At 46.8% G+C, this 20883-nt stretch carries 23 protein-coding genes; 3 read left to right on the top strand and 20 right to left on the bottom strand.

The genetic code is table 11. The annotated features are described in order from the left end of the window. Positions 1–3: 3 nt before the first annotated feature. Positions 4–1095: a GerAB/ArcD/ProY family transporter gene (locus ACXAJH_RS16820; protein ID WP_474994654.1), complete on the top strand. Its 1092-nt coding sequence runs from the start codon at positions 4–6 to the stop codon at positions 1093–1095. Between the two features lie 47 nt (positions 1096–1142). Here the strand turns inward: ACXAJH_RS16820 and ACXAJH_RS16815 are convergent, their stop codons facing one another. The 5 genes from ACXAJH_RS16815 to ACXAJH_RS16795 form a co-directional block, all read right to left on the bottom strand. Continuing rightward, positions 1143–1538 carry a VOC family protein gene (locus ACXAJH_RS16815; RefSeq protein WP_474994652.1) on the bottom strand — a complete coding sequence of 132 codons (396 nt, stop codon included), beginning with the start codon at positions 1536–1538 and terminating at the stop codon, positions 1143–1145. An 84-nt stretch (positions 1539–1622) separates the two neighbouring features. After that, positions 1623–2279, bottom strand: coding sequence for a response regulator (locus ACXAJH_RS16810; protein ID WP_474971769.1), 657 nt, complete (start codon positions 2277–2279; stop codon positions 1623–1625). Further along, positions 2276–3820 (bottom strand): GAF domain-containing sensor histidine kinase, encoded by a 1545-nt coding sequence (locus ACXAJH_RS16805; protein WP_474994650.1) that lies wholly within the window; start codon positions 3818–3820, stop codon positions 2276–2278. Before ACXAJH_RS16805 ends, ACXAJH_RS16810 begins: the two co-directional genes overlap by 4 nt. Before the next feature lie 18 nt (positions 3821–3838). After that, positions 3839–4351 (bottom strand): NADPH-dependent FMN reductase, encoded by a 513-nt coding sequence (locus ACXAJH_RS16800; protein WP_474991431.1) that lies wholly within the window; start codon positions 4349–4351, stop codon positions 3839–3841. Between the two features lie 128 nt (positions 4352–4479). Next, positions 4480–5295 (bottom strand): helix-turn-helix domain-containing protein, encoded by an 816-nt coding sequence (locus tag ACXAJH_RS16795; RefSeq protein WP_474967995.1) that lies wholly within the window; start codon positions 5293–5295, stop codon positions 4480–4482. Positions 5296–5410: 115 nt separating this feature from the next. Between ACXAJH_RS16795 and ACXAJH_RS16790 the strand changes: the two genes are divergently transcribed. Continuing rightward, the gene (locus ACXAJH_RS16790; RefSeq protein WP_474994648.1) at positions 5411–6577 is read left to right on the top strand and encodes an MDR family MFS transporter; all 1167 of its coding nucleotides are present in this window, start codon (positions 5411–5413) and stop codon (positions 6575–6577) included. Positions 6578–6669: 92 nt separating this feature from the next. Here ACXAJH_RS16790 and ACXAJH_RS16785 read toward each other — a convergent pair whose 3' ends face one another. The 14 genes from ACXAJH_RS16785 to ACXAJH_RS16720 form a co-directional block, all read right to left on the bottom strand. Beyond that, positions 6670–6987, bottom strand: coding sequence for a hypothetical protein (locus ACXAJH_RS16785; protein ID WP_474967993.1), 318 nt, complete (start codon positions 6985–6987; stop codon positions 6670–6672). Positions 6988–7036: 49 nt separating this feature from the next. Beyond that, a complete protein-coding gene (locus ACXAJH_RS16780) occupies positions 7037–10426 on the bottom strand; it encodes an SCO7613 C-terminal domain-containing membrane protein (RefSeq protein ID WP_474994646.1) in 3390 nt (1129 codons plus the stop codon). Between the two features lie 102 nt (positions 10427–10528). Continuing rightward, positions 10529–11245: a phosphatase PAP2 family protein gene (locus ACXAJH_RS16775; protein ID WP_474967991.1), complete on the bottom strand. Its 717-nt coding sequence runs from the start codon at positions 11243–11245 to the stop codon at positions 10529–10531. A 223-nt stretch (positions 11246–11468) separates the two neighbouring features. Next, entirely contained in the window at positions 11469–11819 is a 351-nt protein-coding gene (locus tag ACXAJH_RS16770; protein WP_474967990.1) for a nuclear transport factor 2 family protein, read from the bottom strand. Then, positions 11816–12184, bottom strand: coding sequence for a VOC family protein (locus ACXAJH_RS16765; protein WP_474994644.1), 369 nt, complete (start codon positions 12182–12184; stop codon positions 11816–11818). The genes ACXAJH_RS16770 and ACXAJH_RS16765 overlap by 4 nt, the downstream gene beginning before the upstream one ends. A gap of 16 nt (positions 12185–12200) precedes the next feature. Further along, a complete protein-coding gene (locus ACXAJH_RS16760) occupies positions 12201–12854 on the bottom strand; it encodes a YdbC family protein (RefSeq protein ID WP_474994642.1) in 654 nt (217 codons plus the stop codon). A gap of 11 nt (positions 12855–12865) precedes the next feature. Next, positions 12866–13435 carry a histidine phosphatase family protein gene (locus ACXAJH_RS16755; RefSeq protein WP_474991419.1) on the bottom strand — a complete coding sequence of 190 codons (570 nt, stop codon included), beginning with the start codon at positions 13433–13435 and terminating at the stop codon, positions 12866–12868. Further along, positions 13426–14166 (bottom strand): class I SAM-dependent DNA methyltransferase, encoded by a 741-nt coding sequence (locus tag ACXAJH_RS16750; RefSeq protein WP_474994640.1) that lies wholly within the window; start codon positions 14164–14166, stop codon positions 13426–13428. Before ACXAJH_RS16750 ends, ACXAJH_RS16755 begins: the two co-directional genes overlap by 10 nt. Before the next feature lie 14 nt (positions 14167–14180). After that, positions 14181–14603 carry a metallothiol transferase FosB gene (gene fosB / locus ACXAJH_RS16745; RefSeq protein ID WP_474994638.1) on the bottom strand — a complete coding sequence of 141 codons (423 nt, stop codon included), beginning with the start codon at positions 14601–14603 and terminating at the stop codon, positions 14181–14183. A 94-nt stretch (positions 14604–14697) separates the two neighbouring features. Beyond that, positions 14698–14943, bottom strand: coding sequence for a hypothetical protein (locus tag ACXAJH_RS16740; protein ID WP_474967984.1), 246 nt, complete (start codon positions 14941–14943; stop codon positions 14698–14700). After that, the gene (locus ACXAJH_RS16735) at positions 14940–15572 is read right to left on the bottom strand and encodes a lysozyme family protein (RefSeq protein WP_474971782.1); all 633 of its coding nucleotides are present in this window, start codon (positions 15570–15572) and stop codon (positions 14940–14942) included. The genes ACXAJH_RS16740 and ACXAJH_RS16735 overlap by 4 nt, the downstream gene beginning before the upstream one ends. A 575-nt stretch (positions 15573–16147) precedes the next feature. Continuing rightward, positions 16148–16348, bottom strand: a complete 201-nt coding sequence (locus ACXAJH_RS16730; protein ID WP_474994636.1) for a hypothetical protein — start codon at positions 16346–16348, stop codon at positions 16148–16150. 699 nt (positions 16349–17047) lie between these two features. Continuing rightward, entirely contained in the window at positions 17048–17338 is a 291-nt protein-coding gene (locus ACXAJH_RS16725; protein ID WP_474994634.1) for a hypothetical protein, read from the bottom strand. Between the two features lie 328 nt (positions 17339–17666). After that, positions 17667–17807: a YoqH family protein gene (locus ACXAJH_RS16720; RefSeq protein ID WP_474994844.1), complete on the bottom strand. Its 141-nt coding sequence runs from the start codon at positions 17805–17807 to the stop codon at positions 17667–17669. A gap of 148 nt (positions 17808–17955) precedes the next feature. Here ACXAJH_RS16720 and ACXAJH_RS16715 point away from each other — a divergent pair, with 148 nt between their 5' ends. Further along, positions 17956–18519 (top strand): hypothetical protein, encoded by a 564-nt coding sequence (locus tag ACXAJH_RS16715; RefSeq protein WP_102335246.1) that lies wholly within the window; start codon positions 17956–17958, stop codon positions 18517–18519. Between the two features lie 464 nt (positions 18520–18983). Here ACXAJH_RS16715 and ltrA read toward each other — a convergent pair whose 3' ends face one another. Beyond that, entirely contained in the window at positions 18984–20798 is a 1815-nt protein-coding gene (gene ltrA, locus ACXAJH_RS16710; protein ID WP_474994632.1) for a group II intron reverse transcriptase/maturase, read from the bottom strand. Positions 20799–20883: the final 85 nt, after the last annotated feature.

Here is a 20883-nt window from a genome sequence, read left to right as displayed (position 1 = left end):
AACATGGAACGGACAATCATTACCCCCACTCAGTTTTTCTCACTCATGCTTTTATTCCTGACAGGAACCACCATTATTGTAGGCTTGAACTTCACAGCGCTGCAGGATAGTGGATTTGCTGTACTCTTCGAGATGGCCGCCGGTACTTTCATGTTCTATTTTTATATGTACCTCTCTGAAAAAAGAGGGTGGCAGAATCTCGGTGGAATCTTAACCCAAGCGTACGGAAAAACAACAGCCAAAGTAATCATTCTGTTCTACAGCTTGTACTTTCTCTATATTGCCGGCCGCGTAACCACAGACTTTTCCTTTTTCGTGACGCACATTATTTTTCAGGACACTCCCCCGTGGGTCATTATGATCCCGTTTCTGATGGTCATCGGTTACTCGGCGGTCTTAGGGATCGAAGCTGTCGCCCGTAGTGCAGAAATTCTTGTTTTCTTTACGATAATGCTTTTGGTTATGTTATGGGGCCTTGGGTTCTTATCCGAAGAATTCGATCCCATCTACCTGCTTCCGTTATTCGATCAGGATTGGTCTGTCCTGCTCTCCATGATTTTCCCTACGGGTATCAGCTTTCCCTATGGAGAGTTGATCGTATTCACCGTTCTGTTTTCCTTGGTAAAAAATAAAGAAACAGTGAAACGCTACGCCTGGGTCCCTATTTCAGCAGCAGGCTTTATCATTATCATCACGATGGAGCTTGTCATCGGCATCCTGCATGCACCGATGGCAGAACAGTATTTCTTTCCTTTTGCTAAGGCGATGGAGCTTGTCACTTATTTTTCCTTTATTGAACACCTTGAGATTTTCACCACTCTTTTACTTCTGAGCGGCGTATTTATCAAAGTATTTATCTTTGCCTATGCAGCCTTCAGCCTTTTCAAGGAATCGTTTCCTATGAAAAAAACAAAGCTCTGGCACAGCTTTGTTCTCATCTTCCTGATTGGCGTCATGTCGATGATTGCTTCTGAAAACCTGATCCAGCACTTGCAGATCGGACTGAAGGTCGTCCCTTATGCCCTTCATATTCCCTTCCAATTCGGGATCCCCATCCTTACCGCCTTCGTTTTAATCCTAAAACGGCGGAAATAATGCAGGAAGAAAGCCCGCCCTTATTGGTACATAAGGGCGGGCTTTTTTCACTGCGCTTGTTCGTCCGGTTCGTGAATGCCGATAAGGTTGCCCTCCGTGTCATGGAAATATCCCTGCCAGGCCATACCAGGCAGTGCATATTTCGGCATAGCTACGGTGCCCCCCCGCTCTTTGATCAAAGCTTCGGTGCGGTCGAAATTCTCGACACTCATCGTACAGACAAAGCTGTTGACTGCCTGTCCTTTTTCCGGAGCCGGTCCCTGACGCTGCATAAGTGCCCCGTTGATGCCCGGAGTAGAAGCATCCCCGGTCACAGCTCCGAAATAAGGCATTCCTGCATATTCACTGTAATCCTCGTACGTCCAGCCAAAGACACGGCTGTAAAATTCCTTCGCCCTTTCCATATCATCCACATGAATTTCAAAATGTACCAGACGGCTCACAGGCTTCTCCTCCTTTTGGATATGCTATTTATTTACATTCGACTCCAAAAAGAAGATTCCTCCTTTCCAACGAGAACCGTTGAATCAGCTGCTGGATTCTTCGAACATTTTTTCCTTCATCGCATAGATGGCCGCCTGGGTGCGGTCATGGACGTCGAGCTTGCTTAATAGATGACTCACATGCGTTTTCACCGTTTTCTCTGTGATGAACAAAGCAGCAGCTATTTCCTTATTACTCTTTCCAAGGGTAATTTGATAGAGTACATCTTTTTCCCGTTTCGTCAGCTTGAACGGAGCATCAGGAGCCCGTCCTGTTTGATTCTGGTTCATTTCCGTTAAAAGCAGCTGGGTCGCTTTCGGGTGGAGCAGTTTTTCACCTCGGTGAGCGGCGCGGATGGTCCGGACGAGCTCATCCGGGTCTACGTCCTTCAGCTGATATCCGGACGCACCTGCCTGAAGGGCGGGGATAACGTGGTCCTGATCGGAATAACTGGTCAGAACGACGATTTTCGATTCTGGATACCGTTGAAGAATCTCCTTAGACGCCTCTACCCCATCCATCACCGGCATCATCAAATCCATCAGGATGACATCAGGAGAACACTCCTCCATTTTTTCCAATGCCGTCCGGCCATTTTCCGCTTCTCCCACCACTTCGATATCCTGCTGGGTATTCAAAAAGAACTTCAGTCCGCGCAGAACGATTAAATGATCATCGACGAGCATCACCCGTATACTCATTCCATCCGCTCCTTTCGGTTTCCCTTATGAGGGAGAAATACTCGTACTTCTGTCCCCCGTCCCTTCACACTTTGAATGGAAAACGAACCGCCGGCCAGTTCGGCCCGCTCTTTCATACTTGTCAATCCAAGGGTGCGGGCCTCAGCATCTTCATGATCATCGATTCCAGGACCACAATCGGATAGCACCATACCTGCCCCTGTTTTTGTTTCATAAAAGTGGACGGCAGCGCTCGTCTCGTTGGTGTGTTTCTTGATATTATTAAGGGCTTCCTGGCCGATCCGCCATAATGTCTCCTCCGCATTCCCCGACCAGTCCGGGACCTGCTCCATATCGATATCCAGCGTGATGCCGAGATGGACGGCATATTTTTTCAAAGCTGCACTCAACCCTTCTTCAATCCCGACCGGACGGAGCTGCCAGATCAGCGACCGCATTTCCTTCTGGGACTCCTGAGAAAGCAGCAGCATGTCCTCCAGCATCTCCCGGAGGTCCTGCCGGTCATCTGGAATCATTTCTTTTACTCCACGGGCAGTTAAAGAAAGGGAAAAAAGCTTTTGATTGACTGAATCGTGCAGATCTCTGGCAAGGCGCTTCCTTTCTTCATGCAGCAAAAGCTCCCGGCGTTCTTTCTGAAGGTTCAGGCTCTCAGCTGCAAGAGCCATGTTCCGGACGAGGGCCTGTTGGACTTCAGTATCTCTGCGCTGAAAAGGCTGTCTGCTGCCTGAGACCGTATGAAGCAGCCCAACGGTCTCGTCCTTTATGGTGATGGGATGGATGGCCTCTGATTCTCCGTTTTTTTCTGGAACCTGCTTAATCTCTTCCGAAAATTCCCCGCCGCTTGACGCTTGTTTTATGTACACATGGTTGTTCTTCACGTACATGGCTGCCGCCTGCCAGCCAAAATGAGCCATTCCTTTCGTGACTGTGGTCTGACATATGCCAGGGATGTCTTCTTCCTTGTTGATGGAACGAACCACCTTATTCAGCTTTTCATAAAGCTCTGCTCTTTTCTGTTCCTCATGATACAGCCTCGTCCGCTTGATGGCGGTTCCGATCTGATAGGCGACGGACTGCATCAAGGTCAGTTCTTCCTCTGAAAAATGTTCCTTATAAGGGGCTGCGATATTCAATATCCCGAAGAATTCCGTCCCGTCGCCAAGGGGAATCGTTGAATGGTGGGAGATTCCCTCCGTGTCTCCACGTTTGTTTTTCACAGCTTCTGTAATCCGCTTGCATTCAATGATATTGACCGGCTCTGTCAGTTTGTTGTTCCAATAGCGGTGCAGGCAGTGGCAGTCACCCGAACACATCGGCGCTTTTTCCTCTCTGGAAAGCGCCGGCGGCAGACCGTAATCGGCGATCAGCGTATAATGCGGCTCCTCATCAACGAGAAAGATCCAGCCCGCTTCCAAATGGGTCAGCTCCAACAGCTTCTCAAGGACAGCCTGGAGCATTTCATGCATGTCGTTACAAAGATTCAAAGTTTCCGCGATCCCTTTCATGATTGTTAATTCTTCCACACGGTCAAACGTACGCATCCTTTTCCTCCGTTTCCATCAGTTTGTTACGGGAAGGTATTGGTGAAACTCAGCAAGGACGCTGTCCAGCCGGTCCTCCGTTCCTTTCTTTAATCCGCCCTCCGCATCGAAATCCTCCGGGTCGAAGACCATCTGCTGCGGAAGTATCATGGCATACAGGCCCCGGCCGACCGTCCTCATCTGGTTGACCGCATTTATACCGCCTTTTCCTCCGCCACAGACAGAAAACAGAAGGGTTGGTTTCCCTTTGAAATAGGACCCATCCAGAAATTCGAGCGCATTTTTCAAGGCTCCGCTCATCCCGTTATGATATTCCGGAGATACCCAGACAAACGCGTCCGTTTCCGCTGCGGTTTTTTTGAATTTCATGACAGCCGGGTGATGCTCCTGCTGTTTTGTACCATCAAATAAAGGCAGCTGCTCTTCACTCAAATCAATCAGCGAAGCCTGAAGCTTCTCCGCCACCTTTGTGGCTGCCTGCCTTGTCCGTCCCTGCTTTCTTGGTGTTCCACTAATCACTGTTATGTTCATTTCGATTCCTCCTTGCTCTTATCCTATCTCTGAAAGGAAAAACCGGACTCCGGGAAATGACGGAACTTTTTCTACAACTTTGGACGGAAAACGTTCGTTCGTGATTGAAAAATCGAGACAGCTTTCTCTCATCGATGTTGATCGGCATACACCTTTGCCGTTACACCAAAACGGGCTTTAAAGGCCCTGGAAAACGTACTGAGGGACTGATACCCCACATCAAAGGCCGTTGTCATAATATCACGTCCCGGATTCATCAGCTGTCTTGCCGCTTCCTCCAGCCGGATCTCATGAATGTACGCTCTTGGCGTCCGACCCGTCTGTTTCACGAACACCCGGTGAAGATGGTATTTGCTCATATTCATTTGAAAGGCGATCACATCCAGCGTCAGATCCTCCCTGAAATGTTCATTTACAAAGGCCTGTACCTGGGCAGCAATCCCTTCTGGACTGTGAAGATGATCGGCTGCTGCCTGCTGCCATAAGTTTGTGTGAGAGCCCTCTATATGGGTGAGGATGGTTTCTGTAAAAGCTTCCTCGTTGGACAGTACCTGATCGATTCCTTGAAAAGCCGCTGTCTGCATCTGTTTTTCTGCTTCCTTCACGACTGCAGCGGGAACGGTCTGGAGTGCTGAAAAATCTACGGGGGAGACACTTTGTCCAAGCCGCCCCTCCAGGACCTTCCGGACAACAGTCTCGTTAAAGCTGATCAGCATAATCATCCCTCCCCCTGAAGCTTCATGCTGATGGACATCACCAGGAGGCACAATCAGTGCTTTTTCCGCATCCAGATGCAGATGCGTACCGTTATGGCGGACGGCGATGCTCCGGGACATGGGAATACTGATCTGGTAATGGTCGTGAGGGTGCGCTTCATCCGCCTCCCCCTGCTGTAAATCGAATAGTAACACTCCGGTATGCTCGAGATCGAGCCTCATTTCCATGCTGCATCTTCCTTTATTGAGCAAGATTTGCTGATATAACCGCAAGAACCGCCACGTCCGCCCTTCCTTCTTTCCAATACAATAGGTTTACTTCCTAAGGAAAGGGGTCTTAGTAATGGAAACACGGACGATAATGATTCAGACCGGCGGGCATGCGCTCCTATCCTTTATCTCCATCCTTTTACTTCCGTTTTTAACTCTGTATATGTATGACCGATTCGACGAAAACCTCAGTCTGACTGCTTTGGTCATTGGCATCCAGCCCTTCACGGAAATTCTTTTCACACTGCTTTTCAGCAGGTGGATCGACCGCTTCGGCCGAAGACCAGTGCTTTTAGGTTCTCTGGTGTTTCAACTAGCGGCGATGGTTGGATTTATCGTGGCTGCAGATGTATGGACGTTTGCCGTCTGTGCTTTTTTGAATGGCCTTGGGCGGTTTGTCTACATCCCTGCGGCCAGGGCGCAGATATCAGAAACGGTTCCTTTGGAGAAACAAACACGGACGTTTGCGCTGCTGGAGACAGGTTCAAATATCGGCGCCCTGGCCGGACCTGCTGTTGGAGCGGTGCTTTTCAGCTGGCATCCACCGTTATTGTTCGCTCTGCTGGCCGTGCTCACCTCCATCTATGCCTTGATCGTCTGGCTGTGGCTGCCGGAGTCATGGACCGGTGTCCTTACAGAAGTTTCAGAGCGGAAGCCTGTCCCCTATAAAAAACCAGCCTTCCTTGCCTGCAGCATGCTGCCGATCAGTCTGTTTCATGCCCAGATGGAAACGAACTGGCCGATTTACTTGAAAGAGAATATGGAACATTATCTCTGGACGTTTTCAGTCCTGCAGATGTCCGGCACGCTCTTCTTTATCTGCTTTGAAGTCCTGCTTGTCCATTGGGCGGAAAAATGGCCGCGGATACGGGTCATCCAGACCGGATGGCTGTTTTATACAGCGGCTGCTTTTGGTTTTGCGTTTTCCACTCATTTCGTTGGACTTATTGTATCACAGCTGTTGTTGTGTATTGGGGCTGTTCTGGTGCTCAATCCGATGCAGACGTTCATCAGCACAATCGCCCCGCAGGCTCATAAAGGAAGATATTTCGCCTTGTTCGGCCTGCACTGGGATTTCTCCCGGTCCGCTGGTCCATTCACAGGCGGCCTCATGCTTTCCTTTTTCGGTGGAGGATGGTTGTTTTCCACGCTTGGAATCCTCCTGATCATCGGTGCATTCATGCAGACAAACCGCCTGACCAGCTATTCCAGGGATGAACCAGACAGGATGGCCGGATGATGGATGTGCATCCAGAAGCACTCACACAAAAACCCGTCCTCTCCTCTTATCCTGGGACGGGTTAAATGATATACGTAAACGAGGCGGCCCGTTCAATACCAGTAGTAAGGGTAAAAGGGACCGAAACGGCGGATGCCCCAGAACGGAAAGCCGAATAAACCGAAAGGACCGAAAAACGGGAAGAACAAACGGCTGTCAGCACTGCCCTGGCTCTGCGGCATCTGCTGCTGACCGGCAGGCTTGAGCAAATACAGCTGTTCGTCGTCGAAGCTGTGCAGAATGCCGGCATGAACGGAACCATCATGATTTTCGATCTGGATCATTTGATAAAGGTGCTGATGGCAGAAATCCTTCGCTCCCTGCTTCTGTCCTCCGGTTCGGGGAGACCTATGAGACGGATGATGCATCATCGAGACCCTCCTTTTTCTCCCCATCGTATGACAGAAGCCTAAAAGCGTGCTAATCCCATTGTTTAAGCGAGAGCCACAATTTTTTCAGTTTCCGTTCCACAGGCTTTCCTTTACCGGACTGCTGCTTCTGCCATTCGTTGTAACTGGCCGTCGCGATCAATAACACCCCTGCCGTCAACAGGTACACCCACCACGGTGCCCGGCCCCAGTAGGGCTTCGTCTGGTAGATGACATTGAAAATGAGCACACCCATTCCTGTAAAAAAGTACGATTTAATCTTCAGCTGCATCCCCGCCAACATGGACACGACGGATAAACCGCCAATGATCCACGCATCCCAGAGCGTATGACTGATGATCGCATCGCTCACAAGATAGGCCGCAATGAAAAGAAGGAGCGCGGACTGCACGTGACTCATGGCCACCCTGTACTCGTGCCACGTTCGTTTTCGTAACAGATAAAGGACGAACAGCAGCGGCAGGGTATACAGTTCAGCTTCCAATAGATCAGGAACGTAGGCATCATAATTAACAAGGATCCAAAGATACGCCATGTAAAAACAGACGCTCCCGATTGTGTAGGACACCTTATCAAACAAGGGACGGTTCCATCTTGAAGCGGATACCATCATCCATGAGCCTGTGAGGAGCAGCGGCAGGACTTCCACCCATGCGTTCCCGTAGGCTGCCGTGTAGATTGTAAGAAAACCGATATAAACCAGCGCGGTGAACGCATAGGCATCGACTTTCTGTCTGGAAGCGATGAGAGAACGGAACAGGTACCAACCTGCCCCGTACACGAGCACAGCCGCAGATGCAAGAACTGGAATCCATACGTCCCTGCCCCAAATCTGTCCGATGTTCTCCCACATCAACAGCGTGAGAAGCAGCGGCAGGAACAGGACATACCACCAGCGGCGGAGATGAATCAACACAAGCGTGATGATGACGTATGCGCACATAGGTGCAATTTCCCAGGAAGCCATAAGGCCGCTCCGGCTCATGATCAGCGCAAGACCAAGAATGGAAAATGGAATCAAAAACCAGTCCAGGCGTTTTTTCCAAGGCTGAGACAAAAAGGTCCAGACGAACCCGAGAATAACCGTGGTCATCATAAATGCATATTCGCCCGGGATCAGCGTCCAAAGACCCCACTGCTCTGAAAGCGTGTAAATCAAAACATAGACAAGGAAGGCAGCGGCATAAAGCATCAACCGCCGGCCAATCTCTCGTTCTTCCCGCCAGGAGCTCCAGCTGTACACACCAAGAGGGACAAGGAAAAACAGGGGATGAACGCCCTCTGTTCCAAGCGTCGTCAGCCACATCAACCCGATGATGACCGGAAGCATACCATGAGCCAGCACGTAAAAGGACGGACGGAGCCCGAGCGCTTTCCCTTTTTCTGCAAGGACAAGCAGCCATACCGGTGCAAACAGACTGTAGACGAGCGCTCCTTCAAATCCGGGAAGCGGCAGGGGTTTGATGAGCGACAAGTAAAAACCCGCTGTCGTTAAGGCCGGAAATATCCAAAGGGATGCTTTGGATCCATAAACTGTCAAACCGTACGTGACGAATAAACCGATGAACAATAGCAGCGGGCGGACAAATATCTGATCCACGAGCGGATCGACAAGCAGCAGAGCCATGGCTGCGATATAGGTGCCCTGCCCGATGTAAAACATCTTGATCTCCAATGGTTTTTCCTTCAAGAACCGCCAACCGCCTGCTCCGGCTAACAGAAGCAGCCCGGAACACGCCAAATGAAACGAATAGCCAAACCCTTCTCCATATGCCGGAAGCTGGTCTGTCATCGGCTGGTAGATAAGAATCATGGAAGTCAAGAGGGCTGCGGGATGAAACCACTGGGCCGTCCATCGCCAATCCTGTTCAGCTCCCTTTTTATAGACGGCCACGGCGAGCGCTGAGCTCACGAGAAACTGAAGCGATAGATGACCATAGGCCTCCATCGTCCAAGCCAGCGTAATACAAGCAGCCATGGCCAGCAGGCTTATGTAAAAGCTGCTGAACTTAACCGGCTGCAGCCAGCGGCTTTCTCCCCAAAGGCCCGGATACAGGCAGAGAAGCGCAGCGGCGGTATAGACAAACAGATACATCGGTCCACTGCCAATCAGTGACCAGAGCTGAGCGGCACTGATTATATAAAAAACCGGAGCCATATACTTGAAAATGGACCGTCCTGAAACAACAGCAAGCAGCAGGTAGTTGATCATGATGATCAGATACGCAGCCAGAAGCAGCCAGGAATCCTGTTCAGCACGGAGCTGCAGACTCTGGAACGTAATATAGATAAAAGCACAAATAGAAACGACACCACTCGTATAGTGGAACATCTTTTTGACAAAGCCCTGCTGCTTCACGGCATAGGCAAAACCTACATAAAGCAGACCTGCCGCAGGAAATATCACCTCTTCGATGTGCTGCAGCGGCGAGTGTTCAACGAGCTGATAGACAGCATAGGCGAGCATTGCGGAAAAGACGAATTGATATTCCTTCGTCCCGTAGATAAATACCATCGCCATATACATGGCCGCTGTAAGCAGCAGGTTAAAGCTGTAAAAGACCTCCTCTTCAAAAAAGAAGAGCATGAACAGAGTCGATAAGACGAGATGCAGCTGGGTATATAACGGCAGTTCTTTCGTAAACAGCTGCCAGCGCTTTTGTTTTCTAAAACGGATATACCCTCCAAGCAGAGCAGCGTTGTAGACCATAACGATGAGGTAAAACCCGTCTGTACCGACAGGCAGCGCCCCGGCCGCAAACGCCGTGGTCATGCTCATGAAAACCAACGATATCCATACATACAGCCGCGAGCGGTAAACCATGGCATGGCGGATATACAAAGGCAGTGGGATCAGCGTTCCTGACACCCCCAGGATGTAGCGCCCTTCTCCGTCCAACGAAAAATAGCTGCCAAACAGTTCAAAATAACCGGCTGCAAGAATGGCTACCGGAATCAATAAACTGCCGAGTGTCAAAAAGGCGAAAGCCGTTTTTTCAATGCCAAGCACCCTTTTCGTCCCGTAACTGAGCGCAAAGAAGAAGAGGGATACTCCAATGATCGCCGTGAGCTTCGCCCCGGGCCCCATTTGATCCCATTGACTCGTTGCAAGAATCACCCCTGTCATAAGCAGCAGGGCTACTCCGAGGATCAAGGACCACGTAATGTTCCGCTCCCTTACCTCTTCCGGTGACTTCTGCTTTTTCACCTTCTTTACCGGTTCAGCCGGCATAGGACTTTCCTTATTAACGGGTTCGGAAGCTTCCTGACGCTCGATCCTTGCGGCCACGGCTTCCTTATAGTGTTGATCTTGTTTTTTCACATATGTATAAGTCGCTTCATCGATGTAGCCTTCGCTTCGCAATCGATTCAGCCTCTCGTGGAAGTATTCATCTTTCAGCTGATCGGCATATTTCCCCATCGCTCTCCCTCCTATCCCATCCATTGTAACACCAGGTTGGCAATATTTGGGGCGCGAATAAAAAAACGTCCGCCCCTTCTTTTGAAGAGCCGGACGTTTCCATCAGGACGACATCGTTTGTTTTTCAGAGGCTTGATGGTTTCTGCGCCGGCGCCACATCATCATTTCCAGCGCGGCCATACAGATCAGCAGCCAGCCGAGACCAAGCGCGAGACCTGCAGCGATATCGGTGAAATAGTGCACCCCGATAAACGTCCGGCTTACAGCGATAAGAACGATGACCGCTGATAAAAAAACATTGATCGTCCATTTCCATTTTTTATGAAGGGGGCTGATGACGACCAGATAAATCAAAAACCCATAAAAAGCCATCGCTCCGGACGAATGACCACTAGGAAAACTGTAGCCCACACCGTCATACTGCTCCAGCACTTCCGGACGCTGCCGTTCAAACAGCAGTTTGAGGCCCTTTGTTAACGCACTGATGCCGATCATATTGACGAGGAAGAACACCCACAGCCACCGGCTCGTTTTGGAAAAGAAAGCCAGATAAATCAGCGTCACAGCAGAAGCGGCCGTGATCCACCAGACAGATCCAAGCTCCGTCACCGTTCCCATGAACTGATCAAGTCCAGGGGTGGACAGCGATGCTGTTATATTCGACACGGCCTGATCGACCGCAAATTTTTCGTCTTCCATCACATCTTCCGCCAGCTCAATAAAGCCGTAAAACGCCGCACCCATCAAAAAGAAGCCGATGATGACTGTAACGACAGAGGCTTTGGAGGGCTCGGAAGGATGAATACCACGGAATAGCATAATGATGATCTCCTTTCACCCAAGTTCAACTACTCTTCTCTTACCCCTCCCCACACCCTGCGCAAACAACTGAAAATGTCTGGATCAGCCTGTTCGTTGATAGATCTGCCATTTCGTTGAGATACTCCTAAACGATTGGCTGCCTCCAGAAAATCATTGATCAGACCATATGTTCATGGAAAACCGCACAAAAAAAGCACAGGAACAAGTCCTGTGCGTGCGTTCATTTCGGAGTCGGGGTCCCTTGGTGATGAACCATCTTCCACGTGTCTCCGTACTTTTTCCAAATGGAGCTCCGCCATGACGTTTTCCCTGTCTCTTTGATATGAAGCAGGAAGGTGGTCAGTGCAGCATCTTCGGCGAGCTGCTGTACTTGAAACTGTTCACATGACAGACCGCGGTCCTCTTCCTGCGGCAGACGTTCGAGCACATGGTCTTTTCCAAAGACAGCACCAGTACTGGAGATTTCCTGGAAGTCATCGGCGAGCCGCCGGTCGAGTTCTTCTCTCGAAGACCTCACCCCGGCCGTTAACAGCTCTGTTTCCTGCTGATACAGATGGGCATGCAGGCTCATGATGAGCGCACCTTTTGTTCAATAAGTCCGAAGCCGATACCAGTCGGATCGACGAGATAGGCGAGGTAAAAATCCTCGTATTCCATTTTCTCCTTTACGACGAGAGCGCCTCTCTGCTCCGCCTCGGCCATCGTTTCATCAATGGAGGCCACTTCGACCTGGATGCGGGCGCCGTGCGGGAAATCAGCGCCTCCTTTTGAAATGCCGCCATAGACCCCGTTTTGCTGACCGGTTGACACCGGGGCATACCCCCAGGAAGACTCTCCGACATCCCAGCCGAACACTCCCTTATAAAAGGCTGCCGCTTTTTCCGGCTGTTGACTGCTTAGTTCAAACCCTACGACTTTTCCTTTTCTATCAGTCATCCTCATTCTCCTCCATTCAAGAATGCCGCCCCATTAAAGCCGGCATCACCCGCCAGCTTTCCTCGATGACACATCCGTCTCCTGTCAGTGTAGACACAAGATCTCCAGGTTTAGCGTTTGTCAGAAGTTTCGGAAACACATCCGATTGATAACGTCTATGAAACGATTCATCCGCCCAGCTCGATAAAATAAGGTAACAGCTCTCACTCTCTGTATGCCCGGCGAAAAATCCGCCGGTCATTCCCGGAGATGAAGCCATTCCAGGATTCCAAACATTTTCCTGCACCTCAAGGAAACTTTGAACTCTTTCCTTTTTCACATGAGTGAATGCCAGACGCAGAAAGGCTCCCTCTCCAAAAATTCCGGCAGGCTCAGAGCCCTTGATGTTAAACAGCGGTTCATACAATTGTACGTCCAGCTTCTCGTACATCTGATCCTGCCCTGACTGATGAAATACCTCATCATGGTTGTTCTTCATAAAGGTGTCGTAAAAGTGACGGTCCTCCCAGAAAGCAAGAATAAAAGCACGGCAGGGATGCTTTTTGCTCCAGCCGCCGGCCTGCCCTAAAAATCCGGGTATATCCCTGAGCCGGCTCCATGAAGCCTGCGCTTCGGAAAAGGCCTGTTTCTTTTCAGGACTCACTTTACATTTGATTAATTTAATCAGCATGCAGATTCTCCTTATCCATGCACATGTACCCAGCCAGCATCCAACAAAAAATCTTTCCTTGTAAGGGAACGGGATTCCAGGATCTCCCTGTACGAGGTGATTGTTCCATCATGGGACAATAAAAACACTCTCCCTTTTTTCCATTTTCGGCACCGATGGAGAAACCGCCGACCATGATCGAAGAATACCTCATCATTCATATGATTGATGCCGTGGTCCCATAATTCAGGCTCACATATCTCATCCACATGGAGACAGGAAGCGGATACTTCTTCGATAGATATTATTTCGTCACAAGGGAGCGTTTTACATCCCGGTCTCTGCGGAAAAATCCGTGGCCCTGCCCAAGGAGTGACCATTCCCTCTGCCTCTCCTGAGTGATTCCAGTAATGAAACGTCTCAAGTGTACGGACCGTCGGACTGATGTAAACAAAGTCCCCGCTCCTGAGGGGAAGTGTCTTATGCAGTTCTGCTGCCTGCTGCTTTCCTTCTCCAGTTAAAGCGGGATGCCGGCGGTGCAGACTTTCCGGCGGATTCACCGTATGCCAAGCTTCCGCATGTCGGACAAAGGTTACATCCACCCTTTTTCACCACCTAAAATAAGAAACAGAGGAATCCTCATGCGCCGTTCATATTCCTTTTTCTCAAGAAAAGCGTCCGGCTCCGGGCAGCCTTCTTTCAGTCCTGTTATCCGGAACCCCGCCTGCAGAAGTTCCTGAACGTATGCTTCTACAGGACGGTGATATTTGATGACCTCATGATCGATCCAATGTTCCTTCCGCTCTCCTCTATGAAAATAATCATCCACCACCCAGTTCGTACGCCCCCCAGGCTGATCAGACGGCGCTGTAGTCGATGTCAGAAGCGGATGCTGCACACTGAATACAAAGCGGCCGCCGGGCTTCAGGCCTTGATAGACGCTTCGGAAGACAACGGACACCTCTTCTATATAATGGAGCACCATCCTTGAAGTAATCAGATCATAGGCTTCCGGTCCCATTCTAAAGTCTTCCACTATTGTATGGTGAAGACGGGCACGGGCGGCTTTCAAGTTTTCCTGTGCGGCCTTAAACATGTTTGCTGATCCTTCTACTCCCTCATAGATCCGGCAGCCGGCCCTGCAAAGGTCCAAGCCAAAGGATCCATCTCCACAGCCGAGGTCCAGCACCCGCTGGTCATGAACCTCTCCCACCATGTTTAGAAAAGCCGGCTTTTCCATCGCATTATTCGGACTATCATGGCGGTTGCGCCGGTGTAAAAAAGCATCAAAAAATTCATTTTCGTCATAAATAGATGAACCGTTGTATCCCATCCTGCCCCTCCTGATCAGTCATCATAAAATTCCATATGCGGCTTCGTCTTTTTGTAATGATCCATCCTGTCCGCCAATGTCCCGGTATGAAACTCGAATTTATACCCATCAGGATCTGTAAAATAGACCGATGACCGATCGCCGTCTTCCCGTTCCCTGCCGCTCAAAATGTTTACACCCCGGTCCTCCAGCTTCAAGACCATTGATGGGAGTTCGTTTTCCTCTATGGAAAAAGCGGTATGGGTGTAGGACGCCTGCTCAGGCCTCGGTATATCCTTTTCTTCGTTAAGGGCCAGCCATATCCCTGCAAGATCAAAGTAAGCGGTCGTTCTCCCCTTCGCAAGCAGACGCGCTCCGAAAATGTCCTGATAAAAATGGATGGAGCGCTCCAGGTCGGAGACTGAATAAAGAAGATGGTTCAATCCGGCTGCCTTCATCCACCGTCACCCTTTCTATGAAACTTCGTTTATTATTTCAAAATAATTGAATATTTTCAATCATATTCCACACAAAAAACCCCGGGATGCGTTCTCATTCCCGGGGTTCTCCACAGCGGCATGTGTAGGCTTCGAAGGTATATGTCTGATAAAGCAGCGGAACGGCTCCCTTTTCCGCCGGCGTCTGATAGACTTCGACAAGAGGAGCCACATCCTGCGCGGCCGCTCTGGCTGCAGCAGCCTCTATATCCTCCTCCTTTTCAATTTCATAACGGTTCATAGCTTCAAATAATGATTCGTGCGGACAGACATCATAGGTGATCGCTGTAAAAGCACTCATGATACGCCACCTTCTTCTTCATAATAATCGAGAACAGCATCTACATAATAGATATCCCCATAACAGGCATCATACTGCTCCGCTTCTTCCCGGATACAGCTGTATTCCCCCGTATCCTTCAACTCTTCATATTTTTCCGCTGAAAAAGAAATGGCCAGTTCCTGTGTATATTCACCGCCACGGTTCATAACATAATCGATGAAACCAGCCCCGAAGTTGTAGGCCTGCAGGGCAAGCTTGACATCCCCATCTGCCTTTTCCAACGTTGTGGCAAAGTAGGAAACGCCCTGCCGGATCGATACTTCCGGATCCTCAATACACCCGACTTCCCCGCAGTAGGACTCAGACGCCTGCATCGGATCATCTCCTCGGCCGCCGGATTCCTGCATCATAAGGGCAAGCAGCACATCCGACTGGTCTGCAATCCCCTCTTCAGCTGCGTAGTTCTCCACTTCCTCTTCATACTGCCGGACACTGTCTGAGAGCGGGTCCGTCTCCTCCTCGACGATACTGCTCATCACTCCACCACCACCAGCTTCCTGTACGATGAGATAAACAAGACCGGCCGCTAAAAGGAGAAAAAGAAAAGGTCTCCACGGGCCGGATGCGTTACGTTTACTGGATGCCATTGCCTTTCCTCCTTTTCTTCTCTCTTTATCATACAATAGGATGAAGAGATTGATAGAATAAATGCTCATGAAACCGTACACTGAAGAGCTTGTAAAGTATTCCAAAAGTCCTGTTCTTCTCCCCTATACAGCCATACAGACTAACAGAATGTTCTCTAACTTTTTAACGAAGGAACTGTTAACGTTCACTGTTGATTTTATTACAAAAAGGAATCCAATTTAATGAAAGGTCCTTTTTGTATTTGATTTATTCAACTAAAGACCTCCGTTAACAGAAAACTTGATATCGAGATATATATAAACACCATTATTGTAATCATATAAATACTGCTATCACTATTCCAATAACCATCAAAGGAAGAAATACGAAAATTACTATGAGGAGCTTGGCATTGTTTGCATCAGAAAATAGCTGTTTACGGTTCAGAATCACTAGAAGTATCAATAGAACAAGAGATATTATTGTTATTGCTAAGTACATTTAATCTTCCTTTCACGAAGTTATCTAATGGCTATTCTTATTAAATATAAGCCACCAATACGAAAACTCGATCCCAAGATATTTGTGGATAATTTTAACCTTCTAAGGTTTTACCCTTAATCATAAGGCGAAGAATTATAAGAGTTAATCCAGCAATAATCCCATAAACAAAGAATTTAAAAGTATTTTGTATAGTCAAATCCTCACCATTAAACAAGGAAATTGTTTTATGAGCTAAAACCATTCCTACACCTGGTCCTAAAACATAGCATATACTTAACCACGCCCTTTTCACTCTTCCCCCGCTTATATTAAAAATAAAGCTCGTTTACGTAAGACTCGAGTTCGAGAGGTTTTCACGATTTGTCTTTACTCCCAAACTTGCCTGTTATAGGAAAAGTAAAGCCGCCTAGCGTTAATCCTAGTACAAGTGACCAGTTTATTTCATCGAATATGAAGTATCCGAAGAGAAAAGCAGCGACTGCATAAACAAGTGCAGAGATAATGCGATCCTTAATTCTTTTATTTATATTGCAATTCTCCTCCTTCTACTTATATTTAATTCTGAACAGCTCCTTTCTTAAAGAATTAAATTCATGAGTGACATAATGATGTCACTCATGAGAATCACTCCATTCGCTGTCCTACCAAACTCTGTTACCAATGAAGCACATTTCCAAACTATACCAATGCAAAAAAAAGGCGATCCTTCAATTGAAGAAACGCCCCCGATACAGGAAGACCTGATTTCAAGATAATTTGTATTTTATGCATCATGTTACTCTATAAATTGAGAGAAGTGATTAGCTCTAAACTGTTCCCATCTGGGTCATCAAAATGTATTTTGGCATGTGCGGATGCGTATACATACAAGGATTTACTTCAAGAACTTTGCGAGGTGTGTTTCAGCTCGTCTTATTATTAATGGCTGTACAACTGAAACTTGTGAGACTTTTAAAGAATTAGATTTAAAGTATAATCCGAATATTCTGGTTTATGAGAATGCCAGTGTCTCAGCTAAGTTTATACCGAGCGGGATAGCCGCCCAAGTAATAATGAGCGAAATAGCTAAAAACAATCCTGGGATTTTTTTAGAGTAAATCAACAGACCTACTAATACTCCCAATCCCCAAATGGGCATCGTTAAATAATATTCAGTATAATGAATTTCTTCTCCACTATAGTTTTCAGCAATGGTCCCATTAGCGAAAAAGGAAGCAGTAAGGTATGCCAAAAAACCTGTAATAATAGAATTTATTATATAAGTCACCCTTAACTTTGTCATACAATCCCCACGTTTATTTAAATCTAGATATCAAGAGAACCTTTATTTTTCCGAAGAACAATGCATTAAAATAATCCAATAATAAACATAAATAGTAAAACAAAGAAAACTAAACATATTTGAGATCCAACCATGAAAGAACCCACAAGAATCTTTTTACTTTACTCATCCTATAAAATGCACCAGTACAAATACCAATTATTTCAAAACGAGAGTAGGAACTCAATACTTTTTCACAAAAAAGAGGCTTATCTTTCTGCAGATAAGCCCCCGTTTGTTTAAGACTCAGTTTCAAGATATTTTGAAAAGTTATATAACTCTAATTACCCTATTTGCACTGATCGATATTACTCTTTAATACAATTGGACCTAACTTTTTGGTTTTGATATTAGAGAGTCTCACTTGTACCTCTACGTATTTCATATCCGCTGTAATTAAATCAAATCTTCCCGCCCATGTTCGACTAATTTATTCAGGTGTAGGGGATAGTCTAAACCCCCAACTTATTCCTTCACGAATATATGAAATATTTCCCTATAGTTGAGGTTGACAGCTATTTGATAGAATGATAGATTTTTCAAGTAAAATATTTCTAAATTTGGAAGGTGTGAATGTAATGATGAGAAAGTTTTTAAGTTCCCTACTTATGGCTGCACTAGTAGTCGCTTTCGTTTTCCCACAAGGGGCAAATGCACAGGTGGACGAAGAAGTACCAGTTGATGAGGATACTGTAAAGGTATTAAGCGCAATTGAAAATATGCCAGACAAAATTATTTTCGCTGGACAAGAGGAACGCCAACAATGGATTGAGGATTATACAGGATTGAATATTCAGACCGCTCCGTCTGAAACTCCTACATATAGTATCCAGGCTAGTTGGTCTCAAGTTGCGACTTGTGCAGGTGCTGCCGGAACAGCAGCCGTTGTAAGCCTTACTCCCGCTAAGGTATTTAAAGTAAAAGCAGCTCTAAAAGCAGCAGGTGGAGCAAAGAAATTCGTAACAAAATTCGCTTCTGCTTACAAAACATTCAAAAATGTTGAAGGCAAACCATTTACTACAGCCGTAAACCAAGCTGTTGCAAGAGCCGCTAAAGAAGCAGGCCCTGACGCTAGAGTAGCACTTGCTAGCTTATTCGGTCTAAGCACAGTTGCTGGTGCATGTGGTTGGATATTCGAATGAATAACGAACAAAAGAGCTTCCTAGCAAAGCTGGACTGGATATTTATTTTACTCCTGGGTGTAATACTGGCTTCGCTATTCTTATTTGAAGATAACGTAACTGCAGTTATTACCACCATTGTTTTTTTTATAAGTTTAATCTTGGTAATATACTCAAGAGTTAAGTACAAGAATTTAGATAAAAAATAATACGTAGATTATAAAAAGACTTGGGGCTTTAAAAAGCCTAAGTCTTTTTTCATCTCTCAATATTTTACCTCTTCTTGGGTGAGTTAAATACTTACATCCATGCGAGGAGCGGGACTTTCCACCTCTTTTTTTATATTTTGCTTATTAAACTAAAGTTAGCAATAGGTAAGCGTTTGAGATTATCTCCAGCTTTTCCCCTGCTCCACACCGAACGTGCTAGTTTCCCAGCATTCGGCGCTCCATCTAAAGGTATGTACTACATTATAAGTTCCTATGTTACTCTTCAAGACTGGACGCAACGATCCCTTCCACCCCACATACCTTTCGGTATTGATTGATTTTATCTAAGATCAATCGATTCTGTGGTAATTGGTTGAGATAAACCTTTATCTTCTCTATATCTTTTACATGAATCAGTCGATGAATATCCTTATGAAGAATACGCAGGTTTTGAAATTGATCACTTCCTCCAAGATTCTTTGGCACATAGTGGTGACAATGAACATCTGAAGCGTGAAGATATTCGCCTGTAATTTCGCATTTACCCATCTTCATACTATACCGACTAATACGATTATCCAGGTATTCAACACTTCGATTCGGTAAAGAAGACTTCATTAAATGTCCAATCTCTTTCTGGATATCAGGGCGAAGATTTTTGTGTATCTGTTCTCTGCCTTTCTTCGTGTAAAGCGAAAGTTTTGGACTGAAGCTCATCGCATGAAATGTTTTCACATTTCCGATGGGAAATAGATACGTACCATTGATATAGATCGTTTTTGTTCCTAAACTAAAGGTTCTCTTATAAAAAGGCGGTGGTTGAAAAGGATGTTTTAGCGTTCCAACCGGTCGAAGGCGGTTCACTAAAAATGGTTTAAGATCGTAAGCAAGACGTGAAAACACAAGATTTACATGAGTCGCTCGCTTGTAGTATTGGTGAAGTCCTAGAACAAAACTATTGTAACGATGAATGTTCTCAGCAGAAGGTGAAGCTTTCATTCTTCGAATGAGTTTCTTCGCTTCCTGTTTGATTTTCTCGCTTTTTGAAGGAATGACCCCAGTATGGGCCACTCGTTTCTTCCCCTTTTTATTCGCACGAATGGTAAACCCTAAGAACTCAGATTCTCGTTTTCTTAAGTTCACAATTTGAGATTTCTCTGGAGAGATGTCCAGCTTCAAACGCTCTTTGAGGTAAAGACGTACCGCATGGTACCACCTTTGCGCTGTCTTTCCATCCCGACATAGAATTTTAAAATCATCCGCATATCGGACTAAGTACCCCTTTTTCAGGTTCGTTTGTTTTCTCGCTCGCCTTCTTGCATCATCTGAACTGTAGGATTTCGTCAGGGGAAATACTTCCCACTGGTCGGCAACCCATTGGTCTAGATCATTTAAGACGATATTGGAGAGTAATGGTGACAAGATACCACCCTGAGGCGAACCTTTTTCTGGCACACCTTCACCATCAATTTCCGATGTAATCATTTTAGAAATACAAGCTAGTACCTTGCGGTCTTGGATGCCGATATTCCAAAGTTGCTTCTTCAGTAGACGATGATTCACATTATCAAAGAAACTTTTAATGTCTACATCAACGACGTAATGAAGTTGACTATGGTTAATCAAAAACTGTATCCTTGCCATAGCATGATGAGCAGACCGCAAGGGTCTGAATCCGTAGCTATGTTTGAAGAATTGAGATTCTACAATCGGTTCGAGAACTTGTTTAAAGCATTGTTGGATCACTCGATCCAAGATGCATGGAATCCCAAGAGGTCTCCATTTTCCGTTCTCTTTTTCAATCCATTCTCTTCGAACTTTCTTCGGGCGATAGTTTTGAAGTTTATCTCGGACTTCATTTACCAGATCTTTTTCAGTTAGCTCTTTCATGTCATCGATGGTTCTTCCATCAGTTCCTGGTGTTTTAGAACCTTTATTGGTTTTAATCATGCGAAAAGCGAGCAGGATGTTTTCTCTCGATATGATGGTTTCATATAGATGAGAGAATGTACTTCCCTGGCTCGCTTTTTCATAAAGATCCGTAAAGGTCCCCGTCATATTATAGTAATCCCAGTTTCGCAGCGTTGACACTGTGGCATCCCTCCTTTGGAGTGATGTTCCCACGTTCCTACCCGATCGGTGCCATTCACGTTAGGAAAATAATCGTTTCATACTC

The sequence above is a fragment of the Halobacillus sp. ABD4_316 genome (genome assembly GCF_056161385.1).
Note: the sequence above shows the minus strand (reverse complement) of the source record. Positions and strands in the feature narration are given on the sequence as shown.